This is a genomic window from Methanofollis liminatans DSM 4140 (genome assembly GCF_000275865.1).
In the GTDB taxonomy this organism is placed as follows: Archaea; Halobacteriota; Methanomicrobia; order Methanomicrobiales; family Methanofollaceae; genus Methanofollis; species Methanofollis liminatans.
Window position 1 is genome coordinate 759458 of sequence record NZ_CM001555.1, and the last position, 18164, is coordinate 777621.

At 59.6% G+C, this 18164-nt stretch carries 22 protein-coding genes and 1 pseudogene; 7 read left to right on the plus strand and 16 right to left on the minus strand.

Annotated features, from left to right (window positions below; genetic code table 11):
• Positions 1 to 25: 25 nt before the first annotated feature.
• From METLI_RS03815 to METLI_RS03870, 12 genes are all read right to left on the minus strand, one after another.
• Positions 26 to 268 (minus strand): hypothetical protein, encoded by a 243-nt coding sequence (locus METLI_RS03815; RefSeq protein WP_004038189.1) that lies wholly within the window; start codon positions 266 to 268, stop codon positions 26 to 28.
• Complete coding sequence (locus tag METLI_RS03820; protein WP_004038191.1) at positions 252 to 854, minus strand: hypothetical protein; 603 nt, start codon at positions 852 to 854, stop codon at positions 252 to 254. The genes METLI_RS03815 and METLI_RS03820 overlap by 17 nt, the downstream gene beginning before the upstream one ends.
• A gap of 21 nt (positions 855 to 875) precedes the next feature.
• Positions 876 to 1115, minus strand: coding sequence for a type II toxin-antitoxin system HicB family antitoxin (locus METLI_RS03825; RefSeq protein WP_004038196.1), 240 nt, complete (start codon positions 1113 to 1115; stop codon positions 876 to 878).
• 46 nt (positions 1116 to 1161) lie between these two features.
• Entirely contained in the window at positions 1162 to 2550 is a 1389-nt protein-coding gene (locus tag METLI_RS03830; protein ID WP_004038198.1) for an ATP-binding protein, read from the minus strand.
• Positions 2551 to 2869: 319 nt separating this feature from the next.
• Positions 2870 to 3205, minus strand: a complete 336-nt coding sequence (locus METLI_RS03835) for a type II toxin-antitoxin system PemK/MazF family toxin (protein ID WP_004038200.1) — start codon at positions 3203 to 3205, stop codon at positions 2870 to 2872.
• Positions 3190 to 3387 (minus strand): hypothetical protein, encoded by a 198-nt coding sequence (locus METLI_RS03840; protein WP_004038202.1) that lies wholly within the window; start codon positions 3385 to 3387, stop codon positions 3190 to 3192. The genes METLI_RS03835 and METLI_RS03840 overlap by 16 nt, the downstream gene beginning before the upstream one ends.
• A 379-nt stretch (positions 3388 to 3766) precedes the next feature.
• The gene (locus METLI_RS03845) at positions 3767 to 4027 is read right to left on the minus strand and encodes a UPF0175 family protein (RefSeq protein WP_004038204.1); all 261 of its coding nucleotides are present in this window, start codon (positions 4025 to 4027) and stop codon (positions 3767 to 3769) included.
• 742 nt (positions 4028 to 4769) lie between these two features.
• On the minus strand, positions 4770 to 5018 hold the full coding sequence (locus METLI_RS03850; RefSeq protein WP_004038206.1) for a type II toxin-antitoxin system RelE family toxin: 249 nt from the start codon (positions 5016 to 5018) through the stop codon (positions 4770 to 4772).
• Positions 5012 to 5278 (minus strand): AbrB/MazE/SpoVT family DNA-binding domain-containing protein, encoded by a 267-nt coding sequence (locus METLI_RS03855; RefSeq protein WP_004038208.1) that lies wholly within the window; start codon positions 5276 to 5278, stop codon positions 5012 to 5014. Before METLI_RS03855 ends, METLI_RS03850 begins: the two co-directional genes overlap by 7 nt.
• 86 nt (positions 5279 to 5364) lie before the next feature.
• Positions 5365 to 5706, minus strand: a complete 342-nt coding sequence (locus METLI_RS03860) for a HepT-like ribonuclease domain-containing protein (RefSeq protein WP_004038210.1) — start codon at positions 5704 to 5706, stop codon at positions 5365 to 5367.
• The gene (locus tag METLI_RS03865; protein WP_004038211.1) at positions 5696 to 6004 is read right to left on the minus strand and encodes a nucleotidyltransferase family protein; all 309 of its coding nucleotides are present in this window, start codon (positions 6002 to 6004) and stop codon (positions 5696 to 5698) included. Before METLI_RS03865 ends, METLI_RS03860 begins: the two co-directional genes overlap by 11 nt.
• A gap of 224 nt (positions 6005 to 6228) precedes the next feature.
• Complete coding sequence (locus tag METLI_RS03870; RefSeq protein WP_004038214.1) at positions 6229 to 6474, minus strand: UPF0175 family protein; 246 nt, start codon at positions 6472 to 6474, stop codon at positions 6229 to 6231.
• Between the two features lie 662 nt (positions 6475 to 7136).
• On the opposite strand from METLI_RS03870, the gene METLI_RS03875 reads away from it, so the two are divergent.
• Together METLI_RS03875 and METLI_RS13515 are read left to right on the plus strand one after the other, a co-directional pair.
• Positions 7137 to 7427, plus strand: coding sequence for a nucleotidyltransferase family protein (locus tag METLI_RS03875; RefSeq protein ID WP_004038215.1), 291 nt, complete (start codon positions 7137 to 7139; stop codon positions 7425 to 7427).
• A 113-nt stretch (positions 7428 to 7540) separates the two neighbouring features.
• Positions 7541 to 7600: pseudogene (locus METLI_RS13515) on the plus strand (hypothetical protein); the annotation flags it as partial.
• A gap of 291 nt (positions 7601 to 7891) precedes the next feature.
• On the opposite strand, the gene METLI_RS03880 reads toward METLI_RS13515, so the two are convergent.
• A complete protein-coding gene (locus METLI_RS03880; protein WP_004038217.1) occupies positions 7892 to 9058 on the minus strand; it encodes an ATP-binding protein in 1167 nt (388 codons plus the stop codon).
• A 96-nt stretch (positions 9059 to 9154) separates the two neighbouring features.
• Complete coding sequence (locus tag METLI_RS13600; RefSeq protein ID WP_157203207.1) at positions 9155 to 9496, minus strand: hypothetical protein; 342 nt, start codon at positions 9494 to 9496, stop codon at positions 9155 to 9157.
• A 471-nt stretch (positions 9497 to 9967) separates the two neighbouring features.
• On the opposite strand from METLI_RS13600, the gene METLI_RS03890 reads away from it, so the two are divergent.
• From METLI_RS03890 to ruvB, 4 genes are read left to right on the plus strand one after another with little or no spacing between them, the layout of a single operon-like run.
• The gene (locus tag METLI_RS03890) at positions 9968 to 11002 is read left to right on the plus strand and encodes a M48 family metallopeptidase (protein ID WP_004038223.1); all 1035 of its coding nucleotides are present in this window, start codon (positions 9968 to 9970) and stop codon (positions 11000 to 11002) included.
• Between the two features lie 59 nt (positions 11003 to 11061).
• Positions 11062 to 11532, plus strand: a complete 471-nt coding sequence (ruvC, locus tag METLI_RS03895; RefSeq protein ID WP_004038234.1) for a crossover junction endodeoxyribonuclease RuvC — start codon at positions 11062 to 11064, stop codon at positions 11530 to 11532.
• A gap of 1 nt (position 11533) precedes the next feature.
• Positions 11534 to 12130: a Holliday junction branch migration protein RuvA gene (ruvA, locus tag METLI_RS03900; RefSeq protein WP_004038236.1), complete on the plus strand. Its 597-nt coding sequence runs from the start codon at positions 11534 to 11536 to the stop codon at positions 12128 to 12130.
• On the plus strand, positions 12127 to 13113 hold the full coding sequence (ruvB, locus tag METLI_RS03905) for a Holliday junction branch migration DNA helicase RuvB (protein WP_004038238.1): 987 nt from the start codon (positions 12127 to 12129) through the stop codon (positions 13111 to 13113). The genes ruvA and ruvB overlap by 4 nt, the downstream gene beginning before the upstream one ends.
• 987 nt (positions 13114 to 14100) lie before the next feature.
• On the opposite strand, the gene METLI_RS03910 is transcribed toward ruvB, so the two are convergent.
• Positions 14101 to 15036, minus strand: coding sequence for an SDR family oxidoreductase (locus METLI_RS03910; protein ID WP_004038242.1), 936 nt, complete (start codon positions 15034 to 15036; stop codon positions 14101 to 14103).
• Between the two features lie 62 nt (positions 15037 to 15098).
• On the minus strand, positions 15099 to 16901 hold the full coding sequence (locus METLI_RS03915) for a chloride channel protein (RefSeq protein ID WP_004038244.1): 1803 nt from the start codon (positions 16899 to 16901) through the stop codon (positions 15099 to 15101).
• A 389-nt stretch (positions 16902 to 17290) separates the two neighbouring features.
• Between METLI_RS03915 and METLI_RS03920 the strand changes: the two genes are divergently transcribed.
• Complete coding sequence (locus METLI_RS03920) at positions 17291 to 18160, plus strand: formate/nitrite transporter family protein (RefSeq protein ID WP_004038246.1); 870 nt, start codon at positions 17291 to 17293, stop codon at positions 18158 to 18160.
• The last annotated feature ends 4 nt before the right edge of the window (positions 18161 to 18164 follow it).

Genomic DNA, 18164 nt, shown 5'->3' on the forward strand with positions numbered 1-18164 from the left:
AAGGCAGAACGCTCATGGGGCGCCATCACGCCGAACCGGTACCGTCCACTACTCCCGTTCGGCGTTGCCTCGCCAGAGCCCGGTGCAGATCGAGGTACCGGGCACGGGAGAGGGCATAATTTCCGGCATTCTCCAGGAACGAATCGATCAGGTCGGCCTGCTCGCGGCTCCACACTTCATTCGGGGCCTCTCTGACCCATAGGGCCTGCTTCCGCACAAAGGCGAGCCTCTCCTGCCGGTTACGCTCGCGGTCAAACTTTAATTCCATACGGCTCCCCCTGCACATGCAGCCTCTCCATAAACGTTCGCAGCAGATCGCCGTCCAGCATCTCCTCAAACAACACCCAGAGATAGACCGCATCCTCAATATCCTTGTCGCTCCCGAGATAGAGTTTGTACGCAATCTGCAGCTCGATGGGAGATATAGAGAACTGGATATCCTCGAAGGTCACCACTTTCGCCATATTCATGGCGTAACGATCGAAGTCGTCTTTTTTGAATTTCATCTCAATGTTTGGGATGATCTTCTCCTTCTCGGCAATCCTTACGGCAAGCCCGTCCCGGAGCATCGAATATATCTCCCCGACATCATCTGAATTTAAAAAGTAGAACCCCCGTGCCAGAATCTCTTCAAAAAAAGACCGGAACATATCCTTATCCATATAGTCGATGAAGAGATCGATGTCTTCGGTACCTCTGGCCCTTCCAAAAAGGATCGCCACGTAGCCGCTGACGATCACGTAGTCGGTATACCGCTTGATGATCTCTGTCACCGAAGCCACAAAACGATCGAGTGCGGTTACAACCTTACCATTGATGAGAATGGTCCCGTCAGGAGCACTCGTGATCTGCATAACCTCTCCTCTGGTAGATTCTTACGGGGCACTATATAATTGCACATGCTCGGCCACCTCAAACGTCGTGATGATGGGCCGCCCCCCTTCTTCCATCGGGAATCCGGCAAGGTACAACTCTGTTGCCTCCTTGAGGTTTGCCACTGCCTCTTCCACCGTCCCGCCCTGGCTGACGGTGCCCACCTCCGGGCATTCGGCGATGTACATATCCTCTTCCCTGGAGAGCACGGCCGTCAATATCAGGGTATCATCTCCCTTCATAGATAAGATATGCCGCTCCCGGACCGTATGGCAGAATCTTCGCACCTCATCCCTGTGCCGCTCTCCGCACCAGCGCCGCAAGATCCTCGAGATCGAAACAGGCGCAATCGCCCCTGCGCGAGAACGACCGTGCAACGACGCAGAAGTGCTCGCTCCGCCGGTCGTTGTGCCAGGAGACGAGTGACGCCTTTCGCTGCAACTCAGAAAAAATCTCTGCGGCATCGACATCGTCCTGCCATTTGCACTCGCAGAAGAGGATATGATGCGGGTCCTCGGCGAGGCAGACGATATCGATCTCCTCTCCCCGGTGCCACCAGCTCCCGATTCTGGTGAACACGAACGGCAGGAGAGCGCGGCGGTTGAAGTGATCGAAGAGGTCCATCACCATGTCCTCAAAATGTTTGCCGACATACCGGGCAAAGTGCGGCCGCACGTAATGGTCCGCGATCAGCCGGGCATTGCCGCGCTCAAGTGCATCAAGGTGGGGGTTGACGAAAGAGAACCAGAAGTCGAAAAGGTTGTCCGAGAGAAAGTAGAGCCCTTTTCTGCTCTTGTAGCCCTCGGTCACCGGGATGCGCCGGTACACCAGCTTCAGGTCGATGAGGATCGAGAGGTACTTGTTGACGATGCTCTTCGAAAGGCCGGTGTCGTTGCAGACGAGGCCGATGCTGTGGTTCCCCTGCGCAAGGGAGAAGAGGATGGAGAAGTAATACCTCGGTTCGACGAGTTCGGTCCTGAGGACGAACTCCACATCCCTGAAGAGAAACGAATCCTCCCTCATCACCTTCTCCTCGATATTCTCCTGAATATCCCGGTCGGGATCGGCGGCCATGAGGTATGCCGGTGTCCCTCCAAAGACCGCGTAAAACTCGACTGCCTTCTTCATCTCCCCCAGGTAATCGAGGACATGGACGAACCTGAGGGGTTGCAGCAGGATCTGCCCGGTCCTCCTCCCGAAGAGAGGACTCCCGTACTCCATCGTCGCCGATTCCATCATCGATATGCTCGACCCGGAGAGGATGAGAAATATCCGGGTATTTTTCAGGCGTGTATCCCAGTATTCCTGGAGCATGGAGGGAAGGGAGGGATCCTCCTTGATCAGGTAGGGAAACTCGTCGATGGCGATCACGATACGGGAGCCGGCGTGCTGGATGAGGTACTCAAAAAAACTGTCCCAATCAGAAAAACCATTCTTTTGAAGGAATGGGTCCTGGAAGTATGCGCCCAGATCTCTGGAAAATTTTCGGAGCTGCAGATTTTTCGACTCTTCCCGGGCGATCAGGTGTATTCCTGCGGTGGTATGGAGGAATTGATCGATAAGTTCGCTTTTCCCGATCCGCCGTCTGCCGTAGAGCACGATGAACTCTGCACTCTCGCTCCTGTAGCGCTCATGGAGATGGGTGAGCTCACGCTCCCGGCCAAGGAAGGCACTCATAAGTAATATACTATCAAGTGTACTATTTCAGGATTGTGGGAGGAGATACATGGGTTACGCCCCTGCCCCTGTCAGGGGTCTGGAGGTGGAGCTGGTGGTCGGGGGAAGACGGCGCCCATATCTGAGGGCGGGGTAGCGACCCATCGAAGACGGTGCGTCACCGGGATCGGTGAGCACGCGCAAAAGCCGGGGGGCCGGGCAAGAGGCTCTTCAGGGGGTGCTCATGCGCTCGCCCTCGCTGATCGGTCTTCCCGGTGGTGTGGTGCTGAACTGCCTGCACGGATGATCGTCTTCATGGCGGGGCGACTCCACCCGGGGATTATCCCGCCTGAAGGATCTCGATGAGCCTGGTGACGACCGATAGTATCGCCTGATCATTGAGGTGGCCGGCCCGATACAGGACAAGACTGGCATCTGCGGAAAAAAGTCGGTTTGGCCGGATATTGCTTGCTTTTTGGAGCGTGCCCTCGGTGAAATCGGTATCGCTGATGCTGATGGCATAGCGGTCCCTGACCTGCTGGCTCGTGATCTGGCAGAGGATGATGTCGTCGCCACCCGGGGTGGCAACGACGAGGGCCGGACGCCGTTTCACCGTTGTAAGATCAGAGAAGGGAAACGGCACGACAACAACATCGCCTTTTACAAGTCGCTCCATGCCTCCTCCTCCTCGGGAAGAAGCCAGTCTTTCCTGAGCACGGGCTCGCTCGCGAGGGCGGTGTCGGGTTCGGCCTTCTGGCGCGTATGTTTCAGGAACCTGATGAAACTGAGAACTTCTCTGGACGCCCCGGGCGAGAGATTGTTCAACTCGCTGATGATCTCCTCTTTCACGCGGCTCATGGCAGCATCAACCTGATCTGGTGTGGGAGCCCCTGTCCGGCAGGTACGGCGAGGGGGTTATCTTATCACTGATTTATTTTTCTGCAATTATGTATCTTTTGTGGATGCCGTCATCTGATCCGCACCGGTGATCCCGCTCATGATACTCTTTCATCTCCATGGCCGGGGCGAGTGCTCTCCGTTTTGTGCAGGTTCTGTTCGAGCAGGTGCACCCGGGCTCGACCACCGAGAGCCAGCCCCCCTGACCTCCCCTGTTCCCGGGCGGTTGCCGCCCTCATCCACGACCTCGCGCCAGACAGCAGGCGGAATACACACTGATGAAAAGCGTTGGAGCAGGTGTAAGCGACCAATCGCTGAGAGGTGGATCAGCGGCGAGGAATTACTGACCGCCCGCGGCATAGGCAATGTCCTGATCGAGGTCCTCATCGGCATAGTGCCGCAGGATCCTCCGTGCGCCAGGCAATGCCTCCCATTCCCACCGTTTCACCCCTGCAAGAGCACATGCCTTCCCCGACGAAAGAATGCAGCGCTGGTAGAGCGCCAGGGCAAGCTCCTGCTGCAGTGCAGCCTGGATGGCATCGGGAGGAAGGCGAAGCGCCGGACGCTTATCGTGAGGCACCATGATCGTGACGTCTGACATACCGTACGAAAAGGGATGGAACGGAGATCATAGAATAGTGGTGCTGGTGCTGAATGACCCTCTCTGGTGAGGGGGATAGAGTGGGTTGAATACGCTTAATGGTGAGGTCCCATCCTGGTGGGCGGTGCTCCGGGATCCCACAAAATGCCGCTCACTCTCCAGACCGGTACGGCTGCCGGTCATTCCCTCTTCTTCGGGATCGTAAATGTGCGTACGGGGATAATCCGGATCTGCCGGGAGGAATGTGTCTGATATGGCCGATATATGTCCAATAAATGTTCAGGAATTAGAGGGGGGGGTTGCTGTGATAGAACCTACTTCCTTCCCCTTTTCTGACCGGTTGGATCAAGAAAACCATTTTCCACGCGTTCGATCAGGTCACGGCAAAGCGTTTTCTTCGATGCTTCCGGAATAATCATGGTATATTCTGCAAGAGTGATTGCACGGTGCTGTTTCACCCCCGGTCATATGTATGATTGCGACATCCCATGCACTATCTGGAGGCACCGGTCATGCTGGTTACATTTGATAGCTATTTTGACGGTGCGTTCTGGTGCGCCCGCGGCAATGGGTGTGGACATCTTCACGCAGGGCACGACGCTTGACGAACTCATGCATAATGTCAAAGATGCCGTCGAACTCCACTTTGAAGAGACTATCGATGCCGGAGAGCAGATCACGGTTGTATCCCTGACAGAACTTCAGGTTGGTTCAAAGAGCTCTGGCAAAGGATCGTCAGGTGTTACTGCTCATCCTTGTGATAGAGATCCAGAAAGACCAGCAGATCCCTCTGCTGATCATAGCAGTATGATAACCGGAATGGGGGGATATATACCTCCCTCGTCTGCTTTCTGCCGTACCTCATCGGCTTTCCGATCGCCGGATCATTGACGATCCTGATGATCTGCTGCTTCACCCGGTTCTTCGTCGTGCGATCACGGATCTTTTTGATCGTTTTCTTGAAGGACGCATCGTAGGCAACGGTTACCATGATTCAAGATCGTTGATAAAATCGACATCGCTCTTTCTGGTGAATGTACCCTTTTTAAACTCCTTAAATGCCTTTTCTGTTCTCTCTGCGAAGATAATGTCTTCTTTTAGCTCCGGCTCCAGTTCATCAAGGGGTTTTACGATAAAACGGCCGCCCTCCCTGATGATGAGCAGGTGTGTCCCCTCGACAAGATCTTTCCTCATAGATGCCGGAATGACGATCTGCCCCTTCGAACTCAGTCTGGTGATGCCAATGTCCATGGGTGTCCTGTAAGATGTATCTTACCTGATCCCATATGGCTCTTTGCATGGTGCCGACCGAACGCCCCCGCCCCTCGGCCCTTCCCTCAGGCATCGCAGATGTCGAGCAACGCATGGATCAGGGGTTTTTGTGCCGGGATCTCGTGGGTGATGACGTCCCACACGATTTCCCAGTCTACACTGAAATAGGCATGGATCAGGCGGTCCCTCATCCCTGCCATTGCTTTCCAGGGAACCTCGGGGTGCGCCTCCCTGAAAGGCGGGGGGAGGTTCTTTGCCGCCTCGCCGATCACTTCGATGCTCCGGAGAACCGATCGTTTGAGCACCTCGTCGTGGACGAGGTCATCGAAGGTGATAGCGCCGCATTGCTCCTCCAGAAAAGCCATCTCCTCTGCAATATGGCGGAGGAAGACCTCTTCACGCCTCACACCAGATCACCTCGCCTTCGATTGTCGGGCGGAGGTAGGGATCGATCCCGCCTGTGGTGACCAGGTCGACCCTCCGGCCGAAGAGGTCTTCCAGGTACGCTATCAGGGCCATGAAGTTCTGAAATGTCGCCTTCCCAATCGCGAATTCGACGAGGATGTCGATATCGCTCGCCGGGGTATTCTCCCCCCGGGCGACGGAGCCGAAGATCCCGATCCGCTCCACGCCGAAGTGCTCCCTGATCCAGGCCGTTCGCTCCTGCAATCGCCTGAGGTCATCGGTCTGGAGGTGAGCGGTCATATTGAATCGAGTGGATCTGGGGTAAGGGCGTATTTATAGGTACCCGTGCTTTGTGTACCTCCGGTCCGGGGGCGGTGCGCAAAACCCGTCACCAGGCCTGGATGAACCAGCATCCCTGCCAGGGCGGTTGCCGCCGGCAGACCGCAGGCGGAATGTTGGAGTGGGCTCAGGCGACCAATCGCCGAGAGGTGGATCAGTGGGGAGGAGTTACTGACCGCCTGCGGCTATAAGCGATTGTCCTGATCGAGGTCCTCGTCGGCATAGTGCCGCGGGATCTTCCGTGCGCCAGGCAATAGCTCCCATTCCCACCGTTTCACCCCTGCAAGAGCACATGCCTTCCCTGACGAAAGAATGCCGCGCTGGTAGAGCGCCAGGGCAAGCTCCTGCTGCAGTGCAGCCTGGATGGCATCGGGAGGAAGACGGAGCGCCTGACGCTTATCGTGAGGCACCATGATCGTGACGTCTGACATACCGTACGAAAAGGGATGGAACGGAGATCATAGAATAGTGGTGCTGATGCTGATGATCCCTCTCTGGTGAGGGGGATAGAGTGGGTTGAATACGCCCGTATCGTCCCGGGATCCGGGGGTCGCCCGGCCAATCCCTGCCCATGCCGCCGAGATCCGGAGATCCGGCCCCTGCGGACGGCATCGGAGAAACACGGGAAATGCCGCCCCCTCTCCTGCCCCCCTGGCAGGCCGTATGATTGGTAGTAATGAAATGCCTTCAAACCCTCGCATACGGCTGGGGGTGGAGCCGGAATCCGGGCGGAAATTGGTTTTATTCTTGGCCTGATTGGAGATTACTGCGTTTTTTATGGTGTTTTCCTGGTTCAGTGGGGACGATTCACTCTTCCCCTATCTCTAGAATACGCCTGTACAGACTGTCCTGAATCCATCGTCAATCCGTTCCGCGAGGAGAACTGCCCCGGGAGTACAGACGAGATCGGGTGACCCGTACTTCATGCCCAAAATGGACGAGATCGTGCTCTGCGCTTTTTTCCAGAGACCTTCCGTAGCCCCGCCGCTCGTTATCAGGTGAACGCCATGCAAGGGGACGGCAGTAGATCGCGGAGACGGGAGCGGCCCCATGGCAACCCTTATGATCCCCTATTCAGATAGGAGAGGATCAGATGAGCCTGTATGCAGATGTGCTCGAAAAACGGGATGATATCCTGCGGATCGCAGCAGGTCACGGCGCCCGTACAGTCCGGCTCTTCGGCTCCGTCGTCAGGGGCGAGGAGACCCCGGAGAGCGATATCGATCTCCTCGTCGAATTTGAACCGGGACGAAATCTCCTCGACCATGTCGCTCTCGTCCAGGACCTGGAGAACCTGCTCGGCCGCACGGTCGATGTGGTGACCGAGGGGGGGCTGCACTGGTATATCAGGGACCGCATCCACCGGGAGGCCGTCCCCCTGTGAAAGACGCTCTGGCCGTACCTCATCCATATCCTCGAATGTACCGACAGGATCGAGTCCTACACGCAAGGGAGGGCGGGACGCGTTCATGACATCTCCGATGGTGCAGGATGCGTATGATCCGGAACCTCGAGATCATCGGCGAGGCGGTGAAGCAGGTCTCCGAATCGGTGAGAGAGAAACGCTCCGAAGTACCCTGGCGGGCGGTTGCCGGCCTTCGTGATATCCTGGTATATGGGTGTGGATCTGACCGCTGTCTGGGACGTCGTCGAAGAGGGTCTCCCTGCGCTGAAGCGGGCAGTTGCAGAAGATCCTTGCCACACTGCAGCAGGACTCCTGACCTGGCGCTCTCTCCCGGGGGAGAATGGGGCCTTGCCCGGCCGGAAGAAGACGGGGGCCATATCTTGAGGTCACGGCCCAATCGTAGAGGGTACACTGCTGGCCCCCTCTTCGTGCCCCGCTCTCCCTCACTCCAGATACGAAAAGATCGGTTCCAGGTCCCGGTAGCCGACCAGCTGCCCCCCGATCCGACGCTGGGACTGATCGCCCCCATAGACCACGAACGATCGATCGGGCGTGTTGCCGGAGAGCCCATTCCAGTACGCGATCTCTTTGAAGAAGTCGGAACTTGCCGTCCTGCCCGATTTGATCTCGACCGGGACAAGGTCCAGTCCTCCATATTCGATGACGCAGTCGATCTCGTGCCCGAGTTTATCCCGCCAGAAGAAGAGATTGGACTCTTTGCCCCGGTTGAATCTAAACTTCAGGAACTCTGTTATAATGAGCGATTCAAAGAGCCCTCCTTTGAGAGGATGATAACAGAGATCGTCGGCATGCTGTATCCCGGCCAGGTGTGCGGCAAGACCCGGGTCGGTGAAGTAGAGTTTTGGCATCTTCACCAGCCGCTTGTTGAAGTTTTTGTGGTGGGGCCTGATCAGGACGATCAACGACGATGTCTCAAGAAGGGACAACCACTCTTTCGCCGTGTTATGGGTGATGCCGCAGTCATTGGCAAGGGACGAGTAGTTGACCACCTGGCCTGACCGGTGGGCGCACATCTTCATAAATGCCTGGAATGTCGAGAGGTTCTGCACCTGCTTGAGAAGACGGAGATCACGCTCAAGGTACGTCTGAATATATGACGAATAAAAATCTGCCGGGTGAATGGCGCTGGCGTACGGGCGGGGGAAGAGACCGGCATAGAGGAGGTCCTCGTACCGTCCGGCCTCAATCCCGGCCCGGGCAAGTTCCCTCATCGAGAGGGGGAGCAGTTTGATGATCCCGACCCGGCCGGCAAGCGACCGGGATACCCGCTCCATCATCAGGAAGTTCCGGGACCCGGTGAGAATGAACTGCCCCGGCCTCTGATGCCTGTCCAGAACGCCCTGGAGATACGAAAATATCTCAGGGACCCGCTGCACCTCATCAAAGACTGCCCCGCTCTTCTCGTACTGCGTAAGAAAACTGCGTGGATCCTCCTCTGCAAAGGCGCGGGTGTCAGGATCTTCCAGTAATACATCAGGCAGATCCGGGAAGACCGATCGGACGAGGGTCGTCTTTCCTGACTGGCGGGGGCCGATCGCCGATACTGCTGGAAATCCCCGGGCGAGCGATCGGACCTTCCTCCTCTGCATCCCGCTGGATGATGGAGGCCCTGCTGGACAGATTGTAAATCGTATTTACAATTTGTCCATATGTGTCTGCCTCTCTCCAGAGATTAGAGTGGAATACTATCTGAGGATGTCAATGGACGCAAAGAAAAAAAGGCCCTGTTCAAATCCCCCATATCTTTGTGGAAATTTGCGTCTATACGTCTGCCAGAGGCTGATGAACAGCGGATCAAAGACGAACTGATGGCTCTCGCAGACGAAACATATCCTCATGTGCACATCAAAAAACTGAATGGCCATCCTGATGCCCCGGTTTATGCTCTTCGTGCAGGGCAGTACCGGGCGATTCTCACCATCGATGGTGATATCATGGTTATTTTCGTGATCGAGGTCGAAAATCGGAGCACCGTCTACCGGAAGTAAGGATCCCGTGTTCATGGGCTCTCCAACCTCTTTTTCCATCAGACATGCCGACCCGGGCTCCAGGATCAGCAGCACTAAATTTTCATTTTCTCTCTGCGTGTACCCTCTCCGATTTTCATTTTTGTGTAAAAAAGAAAATCATCTGCGCAGAAATCACCCTCTTTTTTTTCATTTTTATCCTCGAAAATTTTCAGCATATGGCAGAAAAGATCTCTCTACACACGCACAACCGATCGGTCTTGAGATCCGATCTGCGTGCAGCAGCACGCAGTTTGGATCCTGGACCTTCCGGAAATACACGCAGGATCAGGGGGCGGCACTTCCTGCCGGAGAACCCGGCCAGTGCACGTCGCCTCCTTTCGCGCGGGCTCCCCCCTCCGGCCCTCTCTCCCGGGTCAGCTCCGCCTGTTTCGGGTTCCTCGATCAGGGCGGCGCCGCACTTCCTGACGACGTTTTGGCGGTGACGCCGACCGGCACCTCTTTTGCCCTCCAGAAAGAGAGATCCTGGCGATGGCAGACCGGTACCGTGTCGAATACCGCGCCGGGATCCGGCGGATAGAGGTCCTCAGCGGGGACGGCGAGATCGTCGTCCAGGCGCCCCGCGGCACGCCTGAAGAGCAGATCCGCGCTGCCGTGGGAGAGCACAACCACCCTGCCGGCCTCTTCAGGATCGGCTGGCGCCTCATCCCTTATTCCGTGGAATTTCGCCCCCGCTGCCGGACCGTGACCGTCGGGGTCGGGGACGGCGCACTCGTGGTGCGGGCGCCGCCGGGAACGAACCGGCACGAGATCGACGCCGCCCTCCGCACCCATGAAGCGAGAATCCTGCGGGCGCTGGCACCCCGGCGGGGCGAAGAATCTGCCGCCCTTCTCGTCGGTGGAATGACAATCCCGTACGTGATCGCCTACCGGTCGCGGGCGGTCAACCTCACCCTCAGGGTCCTGCCCGACAACACGGTCCGCGTCACCGCCCCCCCGGGCATATCGACAGACCGCGTTCGCTCATTCGTCGAATCGCACGCCGCGTACATCCATCAGCGTATCGCCGCCCCGGAAAGAACACCGGCGCTGCCGGTCGAGTACGCCGATGGGGGCGTGCTCCTCCTCTCCGGAAAAACGGTGACGATCAGGGCAGAGGAAAGGAGTGGGCCCTCCCTCGAGGGAGACCTCCTCCTCGTCCCTGACGACCGCCCGGTCGAAAAAACGGTATCCGCATATCTCCGGGCGGCCACACTCGCCCGGGCGAACCGCTCCCTCCCGCAGTATGCCGGCGCATTCGGCGTCGCTGTTCCCCCCGTGGAGGTCCGCTTCATGAAGACCTTCTGGGGCCGCTGCCACCCGGACCCGAAGATCGTCTTCAACGAGCGCTGTGCGATGCTCCCCCCCGACCTCATCGACTACGTCGTCGCCCACGAACTCTGCCACATCCTCCACCCCCACCACCAGCGGCCCTTCTACGACGCCCTCAGGGCGGTCATGCCCGACGCCGACGCACGAAAGGAGCGGTTGAAAAACTATCACCCGTGCTGGGCGAAGGGCACCTGACCGTTCAACAAAAGGTATCAACCAGGAGCACCGAATACTCAAGTAAACGGCATATCACCATGATCGTCATCGGCATCGATCCCGGGCTGGCAAGAGTCGGCTACGGCGTCCTCAGAAAAGGCGAGCGGTTTCCGGCGCCGCTGGCCTTCGGCTGCATCGAGACCGGCGGGGACCGGAGCCCCCCGGAGCGGCTGCTCGAGATCCACGAGCGGGTCTCGGCCCTCCTCGACGAATACGACCCCGCATGGGTCGTCCTGGAAAAGTTGTTCTTCTCCAGGAACGTCACCTCGGCGATGCATGTCAGCGAGGCCAGGGGCGTCATCCTCCTCGCCGCCGAGCAGCACGGGGTCGGGATCGCCGAGTACACCCCGAACCAGATCAAACAGGCCGTCACCGGATCCGGGCGTGCCGACAAACACCAGGTGCAGGAGATGATGCGGCGGCTCCTCCGCCTGGACGAGATCCCCCGTCCGGACGACGCCGCCGACGGCCTCGCCATCGCCCTCTGCCACATCAATATGGTACGATAAGATGATCGCTCATCTCTCTGGAGAACTGGCATCCACCGGCGACCGGTGGGTGGTGATCGATATCGGCGGCGTCGGCTACCTGGTGCAGGTGACCAGGCCGACGCTGGAGAGCCTCAGGCAGACCGAGGGCCGCGTCATGGTGCACACCCATATGGTGGTCCGCGACGACGACCTCCAGGTCTATGGCTTTCTCCACCCGGGCGAGCGCGACCTCTTCACGATCCTGATCGGCGTCACCGGGATCGGCCCCCAGACCGCCATGAACATCCTCTCCGGCCTCTCCTTCGAGGAATTTGCGATCGCCGTCATCGACGAGGACGAGCGGGCGCTCACCCGGATCCCCGGGATCGGGCAGAAGGGTGCAAAACGCCTGATCCTGGAGCTCAAGGAGAAGATGAAGAAGCGCGCCGATACCCTGGCCGTCAGCAGGCGCCCGGCCGCGGCTTCCGACGCCGCGAGCGCCCTCATCTCCCTCGGGTTCTCGCCGCAGGAGGCAGAGGCGGCAGTCGACGCCGTCCTCCCCGGCCTCGCCGACCCGACGGTGCAGGCGCTGATCAGGGCCGCGCTTGCCCGTCTCAGGGAGCGTCGATCCCCATGAACGAACGCATCCCCTCGCCTGCCGTCCTTCAGGACGAGCCCGACGACGCCGCCATCAGGCCGGCGCGCTTCGACGAGTTCGTGGGCCAGCCGCAGGTAAAAGAGACTCTCGCCATCGCCATCGCCGCCGCGAAAAAGCGCGGCGAGTCCCTCGACCACATCCTCTTCTCCGGGCCTCCGGGCCTGGGCAAGACGACCCTCGCCCAGATCATCGCACGGGAGATGGGGGTCGGGATCAGGAGCACCTCAGGGCCGGTGCTCGAGCGGCCCGGCGACCTGGCCGCCCAGCTCACCGCCCTCTCCCGCGGCGACATCCTCTTCATCGACGAGATCCACCGGTTAAACCCGGTGGTCGAGGAGATCCTCTACCCGGCGATGGAGGACTCCTGCATCGATGTGATGATCGGCGAGGGGCCGGGCGCCCGCTCGGTCCAGCTCCCCCTCGAGCCCTTCACCCTGGTCGGGGCGACGACGAAGGTCGGGCTGCTCGGCTCTCCCCTCCGCGATAGGTTCGGCTTCATCTTCCGCCTCAACCTCTACGAGGCCGCCGACCTGGTCAGGATCGTGGAGCGGAGCGCCGCGATCATGCAGACCCCGATCACCCCCGAAGGGGCGGACGAGATCGCACGGCGGAGCCGGGGCACGCCCAGGATCGCCAACCGTCTCCTCAGGCGGGTGCGGGACTTCGCCCTCGTCCGGGGCGACGGCCGCATCGACGGGGCGACCGCCGACGCCGCCCTCACCATGCTCGGCATCGACCGCCTGGGCCTCGACGACCTCGACCGCCGGATCCTCTCGGTGATCGCAGAGGACTTCGGCGGCGGGCCGGTCGGGGTCAGGACGATCGCCATCTCGGTCGGGGAGGAGGTTCGGACCGTCGAAGAGGTCTACGAGCCCTACCTGATCCAGATCGGGTTTATCAAGCGCACGCCCCAGGGCCGGGAGACGACCGCCGCCGCCCGGCGGCACCTCGATGCCGCCTGAGGCTTGTTCAACCGAAGAAACGCCGATGCTCAATGCGTTCGATGCTCCGGGGGCACGTGGCACCTGGAGAGCGATGGTAGAGGGGATCACCCTGTGGATCGGTCTCCCCGGGGCAGGGGCGGCGTTGTGTCAGCGTACGAGAAATCGGATTCTGCCGGTGTCGGGGGGCTGGCCGGCCCGCAAAACTGCGATAGGGGCAGGGACGGGCAAGCCTCGCCGGCATGTCCATCCATCATTTTTCATCGAGAGAGGCTCCGATCTCCCGTTCCCGCAGATCCAGGGCAATCGTATGCGGGGATCCGGGGGTAAGAGCCCCCGGGCAGAGGCGGACTTCGCTATTCGTTCTATCGTCTCTTCGTACCTGGAGAGTAAGAGTTCTGGAAAACCGAGCAGCCTCCCCCGGGAGGCTAGCCGCCCCCCGATCCCCCTGCACATGCGATTGGGGCAGGGGTGGGCACACCACGCCAGCCGGACCATCAAGATTTTTTTCATCGATAGATGCTCCGCCTGGCCCTTCCCCGCATTTCAGGAGCAATCCTCGCGCGGGGGTCTGGGGGTGCAACCCCCAGCGCGGGGCGGGATTTGTGTGACCGTATGGGAAATCAGGTTCGGCCCCTGCCGGGGGGCTAGCCGCCCCCGACCCCCCCGCACATGCGATTGGTGCGGGGATGGGCAAACCTCGCCGGCATGTCCATCCCGCTTTTTTTACCGATAGATTCTCCACCTCGCCTCTCCCCGCATATCCGGGGCAATTCGCTTTGCGGGGGTCCGGGGCAGAAACCCCGGCGCGAATCTTGGGGAAGGCGAATGAATCACGCGTGCATCCGGAAAAGTGAGGGTTTATATAAAGCTGTTCTCCGGGAGTATCTCACCCGAAGATTCGCGCCTGGAGCGAGAGGCTCTAAATCGCCCCCGGTGCTGAAAACTCATGCTCCGGGCGCGAAGCGAAGTCGATGGTCTGACCTCCTGAAGATAGTCTCAAACATTTTAGCGAAGTAATGTGGCCGAAAACCACCGGATCGTCTCCTCCAGCCCCTCCTCCAGGGAGTAGACGGGATCGTAGCCGAACGCCTCGCGTGCCCGGGTGATGTCGGCGAGCGAGTCCCGCACGTCCCCGGCCCGCCGTTCCCGGTGGATTGGTTCGATATCAGTCCCGGTCAGGTCCATGATCGTCCGGGCGAGGGCGTTGATGCTTGTGCGCTCCCCGCAGGCGATGTTGAACGCTCCCTGCGCATCGCTCTGCATCGATTTTATGTTCGCCTGCACCACGTTTTTCACGTAGGTGAAGTCCCGCGTCTGTTCGCCGTCGCCGTCGATCACCGGCGGCTGACGGTTCAGGATCCACGCCAGAAAGTGCGGGATCACCGCCGCGTACTGCGAGTTCGGGTCCTGCCGCGGGCCAAAGACGTTGAAATACCGGAGGCAGACGGTCGAAAGCCCGTAGAGGTCGGAAAAAACCCGGCAGTAGTGCTCGTCTGCGAGTTTCGAGACGGCGTACGGGGAGAGCGGGGCCGGGACCATATCCTCGCGCTTCGGGAGGACCGGCGTGTTCCCGTAGACCGACGAGGAAGAGGCCATCACGACCTTTCGCACCCCGCAGTCCCTGGCGGCGATCAGGACATTCAGGGTGCCGGTGACGTTCGCCTCGTGCGTCGCCATCGGGTTCTCCACCGAGCGCTGGACACTCGGGAGTGCGGCCTGATGGAAGACGCCGTCCGCCCCTGCAAAGACCCTCTGGAGGAGGGGGAGATCGGTCACGCTCCCCTGAACGAACGATATCCGTCCCTCATTGAGGAGCGGCTCGATGTTCTCGATGTGCCCGGTCGAAAGGTTGTCGAGCACGATCAGGTCGTGCGCATCTGCAAGTTCTTCGGTGAGGTTCGAGCCGATAAACCCTGCTCCTCCTGTAATGATATACTTCAGATCATCGCCTCGTCTGAGTAACGACAGAATTACTATATAAATATTTGTATATTGTGCTCGCCTTATTTCTGCCTTCCTCTCCCCGAGGAGGCGATGAAGCGGGTGTGCGCCAGCATCAGGTCTGTCCTGGTCAAAAACCCGGTCAGGCGGTCGGGGTCGCCGTCCCCGACGACCGGGAGGTGGTGGATATCGTGCTCGATCATCACCCGCAACGCTTCTTCGAGGGTGCGCCCCTCGTGGATCGTCAGCGGGGAGCGTGTCATCCTCTCCCCGACCGGCCTGGAGAGATCGCCGCCGGCCAGGAGCTCGCGCACGTCCCGCGTCGTGATGATCCCGACGAGGCGGTCCCCTTCGAGGACCGGATAGCCGGTGTGGGTCGTGGTCGAGATCAGGGAGAAGACCTTTGTGCAGGGGTCTTCGGGGGAGAGGGAGATGACCGAGGGGGCCGGGACCATCACCCCGCCCACCCGGATCGCCTCCAGGACGTCCACCTCGAACTCGCCCCGGTGAGCGCCCGACTCTGCCTTGCTCTGCACCTGCTCGAGAAAGATCGTCTCCTCGCGGGCGAGCACATAGGCCACCGCCACCGCTCCCATCGCCGGCACGAAGAGGGAGAAGTTCCCGGTCATCTCGACGACCATGATCAGCACGGCGATCGGTGCATTGGAGATGGCGCCAAAGAGGGCGATCATCCCGACGACCACGAAGCCCGGCACCAGGTCGAGCGGGACCATGCCCGGGAGAACCGTGTGGAAGGCCATGCCGACCGCCCCGCCGGCCACCGCGCCGATCATCATCCCCGGGGCGAAGACGCCGCCGCTCCCGCCCGAACCGATGGTTAAGGAGGTGGTGAGGATCTTGACGAAGGGGATGACGAGGAGGACAGAGAGCGGGAGCATCGAGTAGAGGGCGAGCTGGACAAAGCCGTAGCCGGTCCCGAGACCGGCCAACCCGATCACCGCCGTTTCCGGAGAGAAATAACAGAGCCCGACCGCAACGGCGCCGGTGAGGAAGGCGCCGGCGAGGGGCTTGACATGGTTCGGGATACCGTATCGCTCAAAAAATGCGGAAAACACCTTCTTCGTCCCGTAAAATGTCCTGATATAGAGGATGCCGAAGCCGGCGCAGATCACGCCGAGGACGAGGAAGAAGGGGAGCTGGGGGATGGTCCACGACACCGCCACCGGCGAAAAGATCGGATCGAAGCCTTCGAAGGTCCCGAAGATCGCATACCCGATCACCGAGGCGAGAAAGCCCGGGACGATCGCGTCCGACTCGAAATCGCGCCGGTAGAGCACCTCGGCCGCAAGGATCGCCCCGCCGAGGGGCGCCTTGAAGATCGTGCCGATCCCGGCCCCGATGCCGGTGGCGATCGCGATGCGCCGCTCCTTCTCGGAAAGCCCGAGATAGTCGGCGACGATCGATCCGAAGCCGGCCGAGATCTGGGCGGTCGGCCCCTCCCTGCCCGCGCTTCCGCCGGTGGAGATGGTGATGATCGCCGTGATCGCCTTGAGCAGGGGTATGCGGCGCCGGATCCGCCCGTCGCCGTGAAACGCCCTGATCGCCGCATCGGTCCCGTGCCCCTCGGCCTCAGGGGCGAAGGTATAGACCAGGAGGCCGGAGAGGAGGCCGCCGAAACAGATCACCGGCAGAATGAGCCAGGGCGTTTCCGGGGGCGACCAGAGGGAGATATCGGCGATGCTCTGCCCCTCCTCGGGGAGGTTGAACCCGACGATCGTCTCCATGAAGAAGTGTGTCCCGATCTCGAGCCCCTCAAAGAAGAGAAGGGCGCCGACTCCGGAGATCACGCCGACTACGATGGCGATGAGGAGAATCCGCTGCGAAGGTGTGGCGCCGCCGGTCATGGTTTTTCAGCATGAACATTGTGGGGCAAACGGGATAAAACGTATCTCGTCATCCCTGAATTGCCATCGGACAGGATATGGCCGGCCTTGCGGGGCGCAGCAAAAACTCTGCGCGCTCATCGAGCAATCGGGGGATTTCGGCGCGTATAATGGCGCGATGGGATCGGGAGGGGGATTCTCCGTGAAGTATTAGATTAACTATCTATAAAAGTTAATTAAAAATTGTGTACCTGCCTGGAAGACCGGTTCGGGTACGGCGCCGCGAAGATCCGGTTTTGCACTATCGTTTAGAAAGTCTTTAATAAGATTTCAAGAGAGTTAAGTTTGACCTATACGAGAAAGACTTTATAGTGCTGTATAGGTAGGACGTTTAAGAGGTGTAAAGAAAAATGGTGTTCCATCCTCCAGTAGCAATTGTCGCAAAGGCGGGTGACGTCGGCAAGTACAAGGTCGGCCTGCCCGCATGGAACATGATCCTGAGAGGGTTCATGTCAGGAGCCTACATCGCCATGGGTGCCGGTCTGGCAACCGTCTGTGCCACGGGTGCAGCCGGCTTCCTCGGTGCCGGTATGGCAAAGGTGATCCTGGGTTCCGTCTTCCCCGTTGGGCTTATCATCACCGTCCTTACCGGTGCAGAACTCTTCACCGGCGACGCGATGCTCGCCCCGATGGCCGCGTTTATCCACAAGATCTCCTGGGCCAGCGTGATCAACCTCTGGATCTGGGTCTATATCGGCAACCTGATCGGCTCGCTCATCTACGCCTACATCATGTCAATGGGCCCCCTGACCAGCTGGAACGCTGCAGGTGTCGGTGTTGCAAACGCCTTTGGCGTGAACGCCGTGGCCATTGCAGTGGGCAAGATATCGTACTTCAGTGCTCCAGCCGTATGGTCGCTCTTCCTTAAGGCGATCGGCTGTAACTGGCTCGTCAACCTGGCTATCCTCCTCGGCATCTGCGCCGACGACGCGGTAGGCAAGTTCTTCGGCATCTGGTTCCCGATCATGGCCTTCGTTTCGACCGGGTTCGAGCACTGTGTCGCAAACATGTACTTCATCCCGGCAGGCATCATGACCGCACCATACCTCACCGCCGAACAGGCCGCAGGCATCGGTGCAAACCTCCAGAGCCTCAGCTGGGCAACCTTTGTGACCAACAACCTGATCGTCGTTACCATCGGCAACATCGTTGGTGGCCTGCTCTTCGTCGGCGTCATTTACTGGGTCGCCTTCAAGAAAGAGATCGCGGCACTCAAGTAACCAG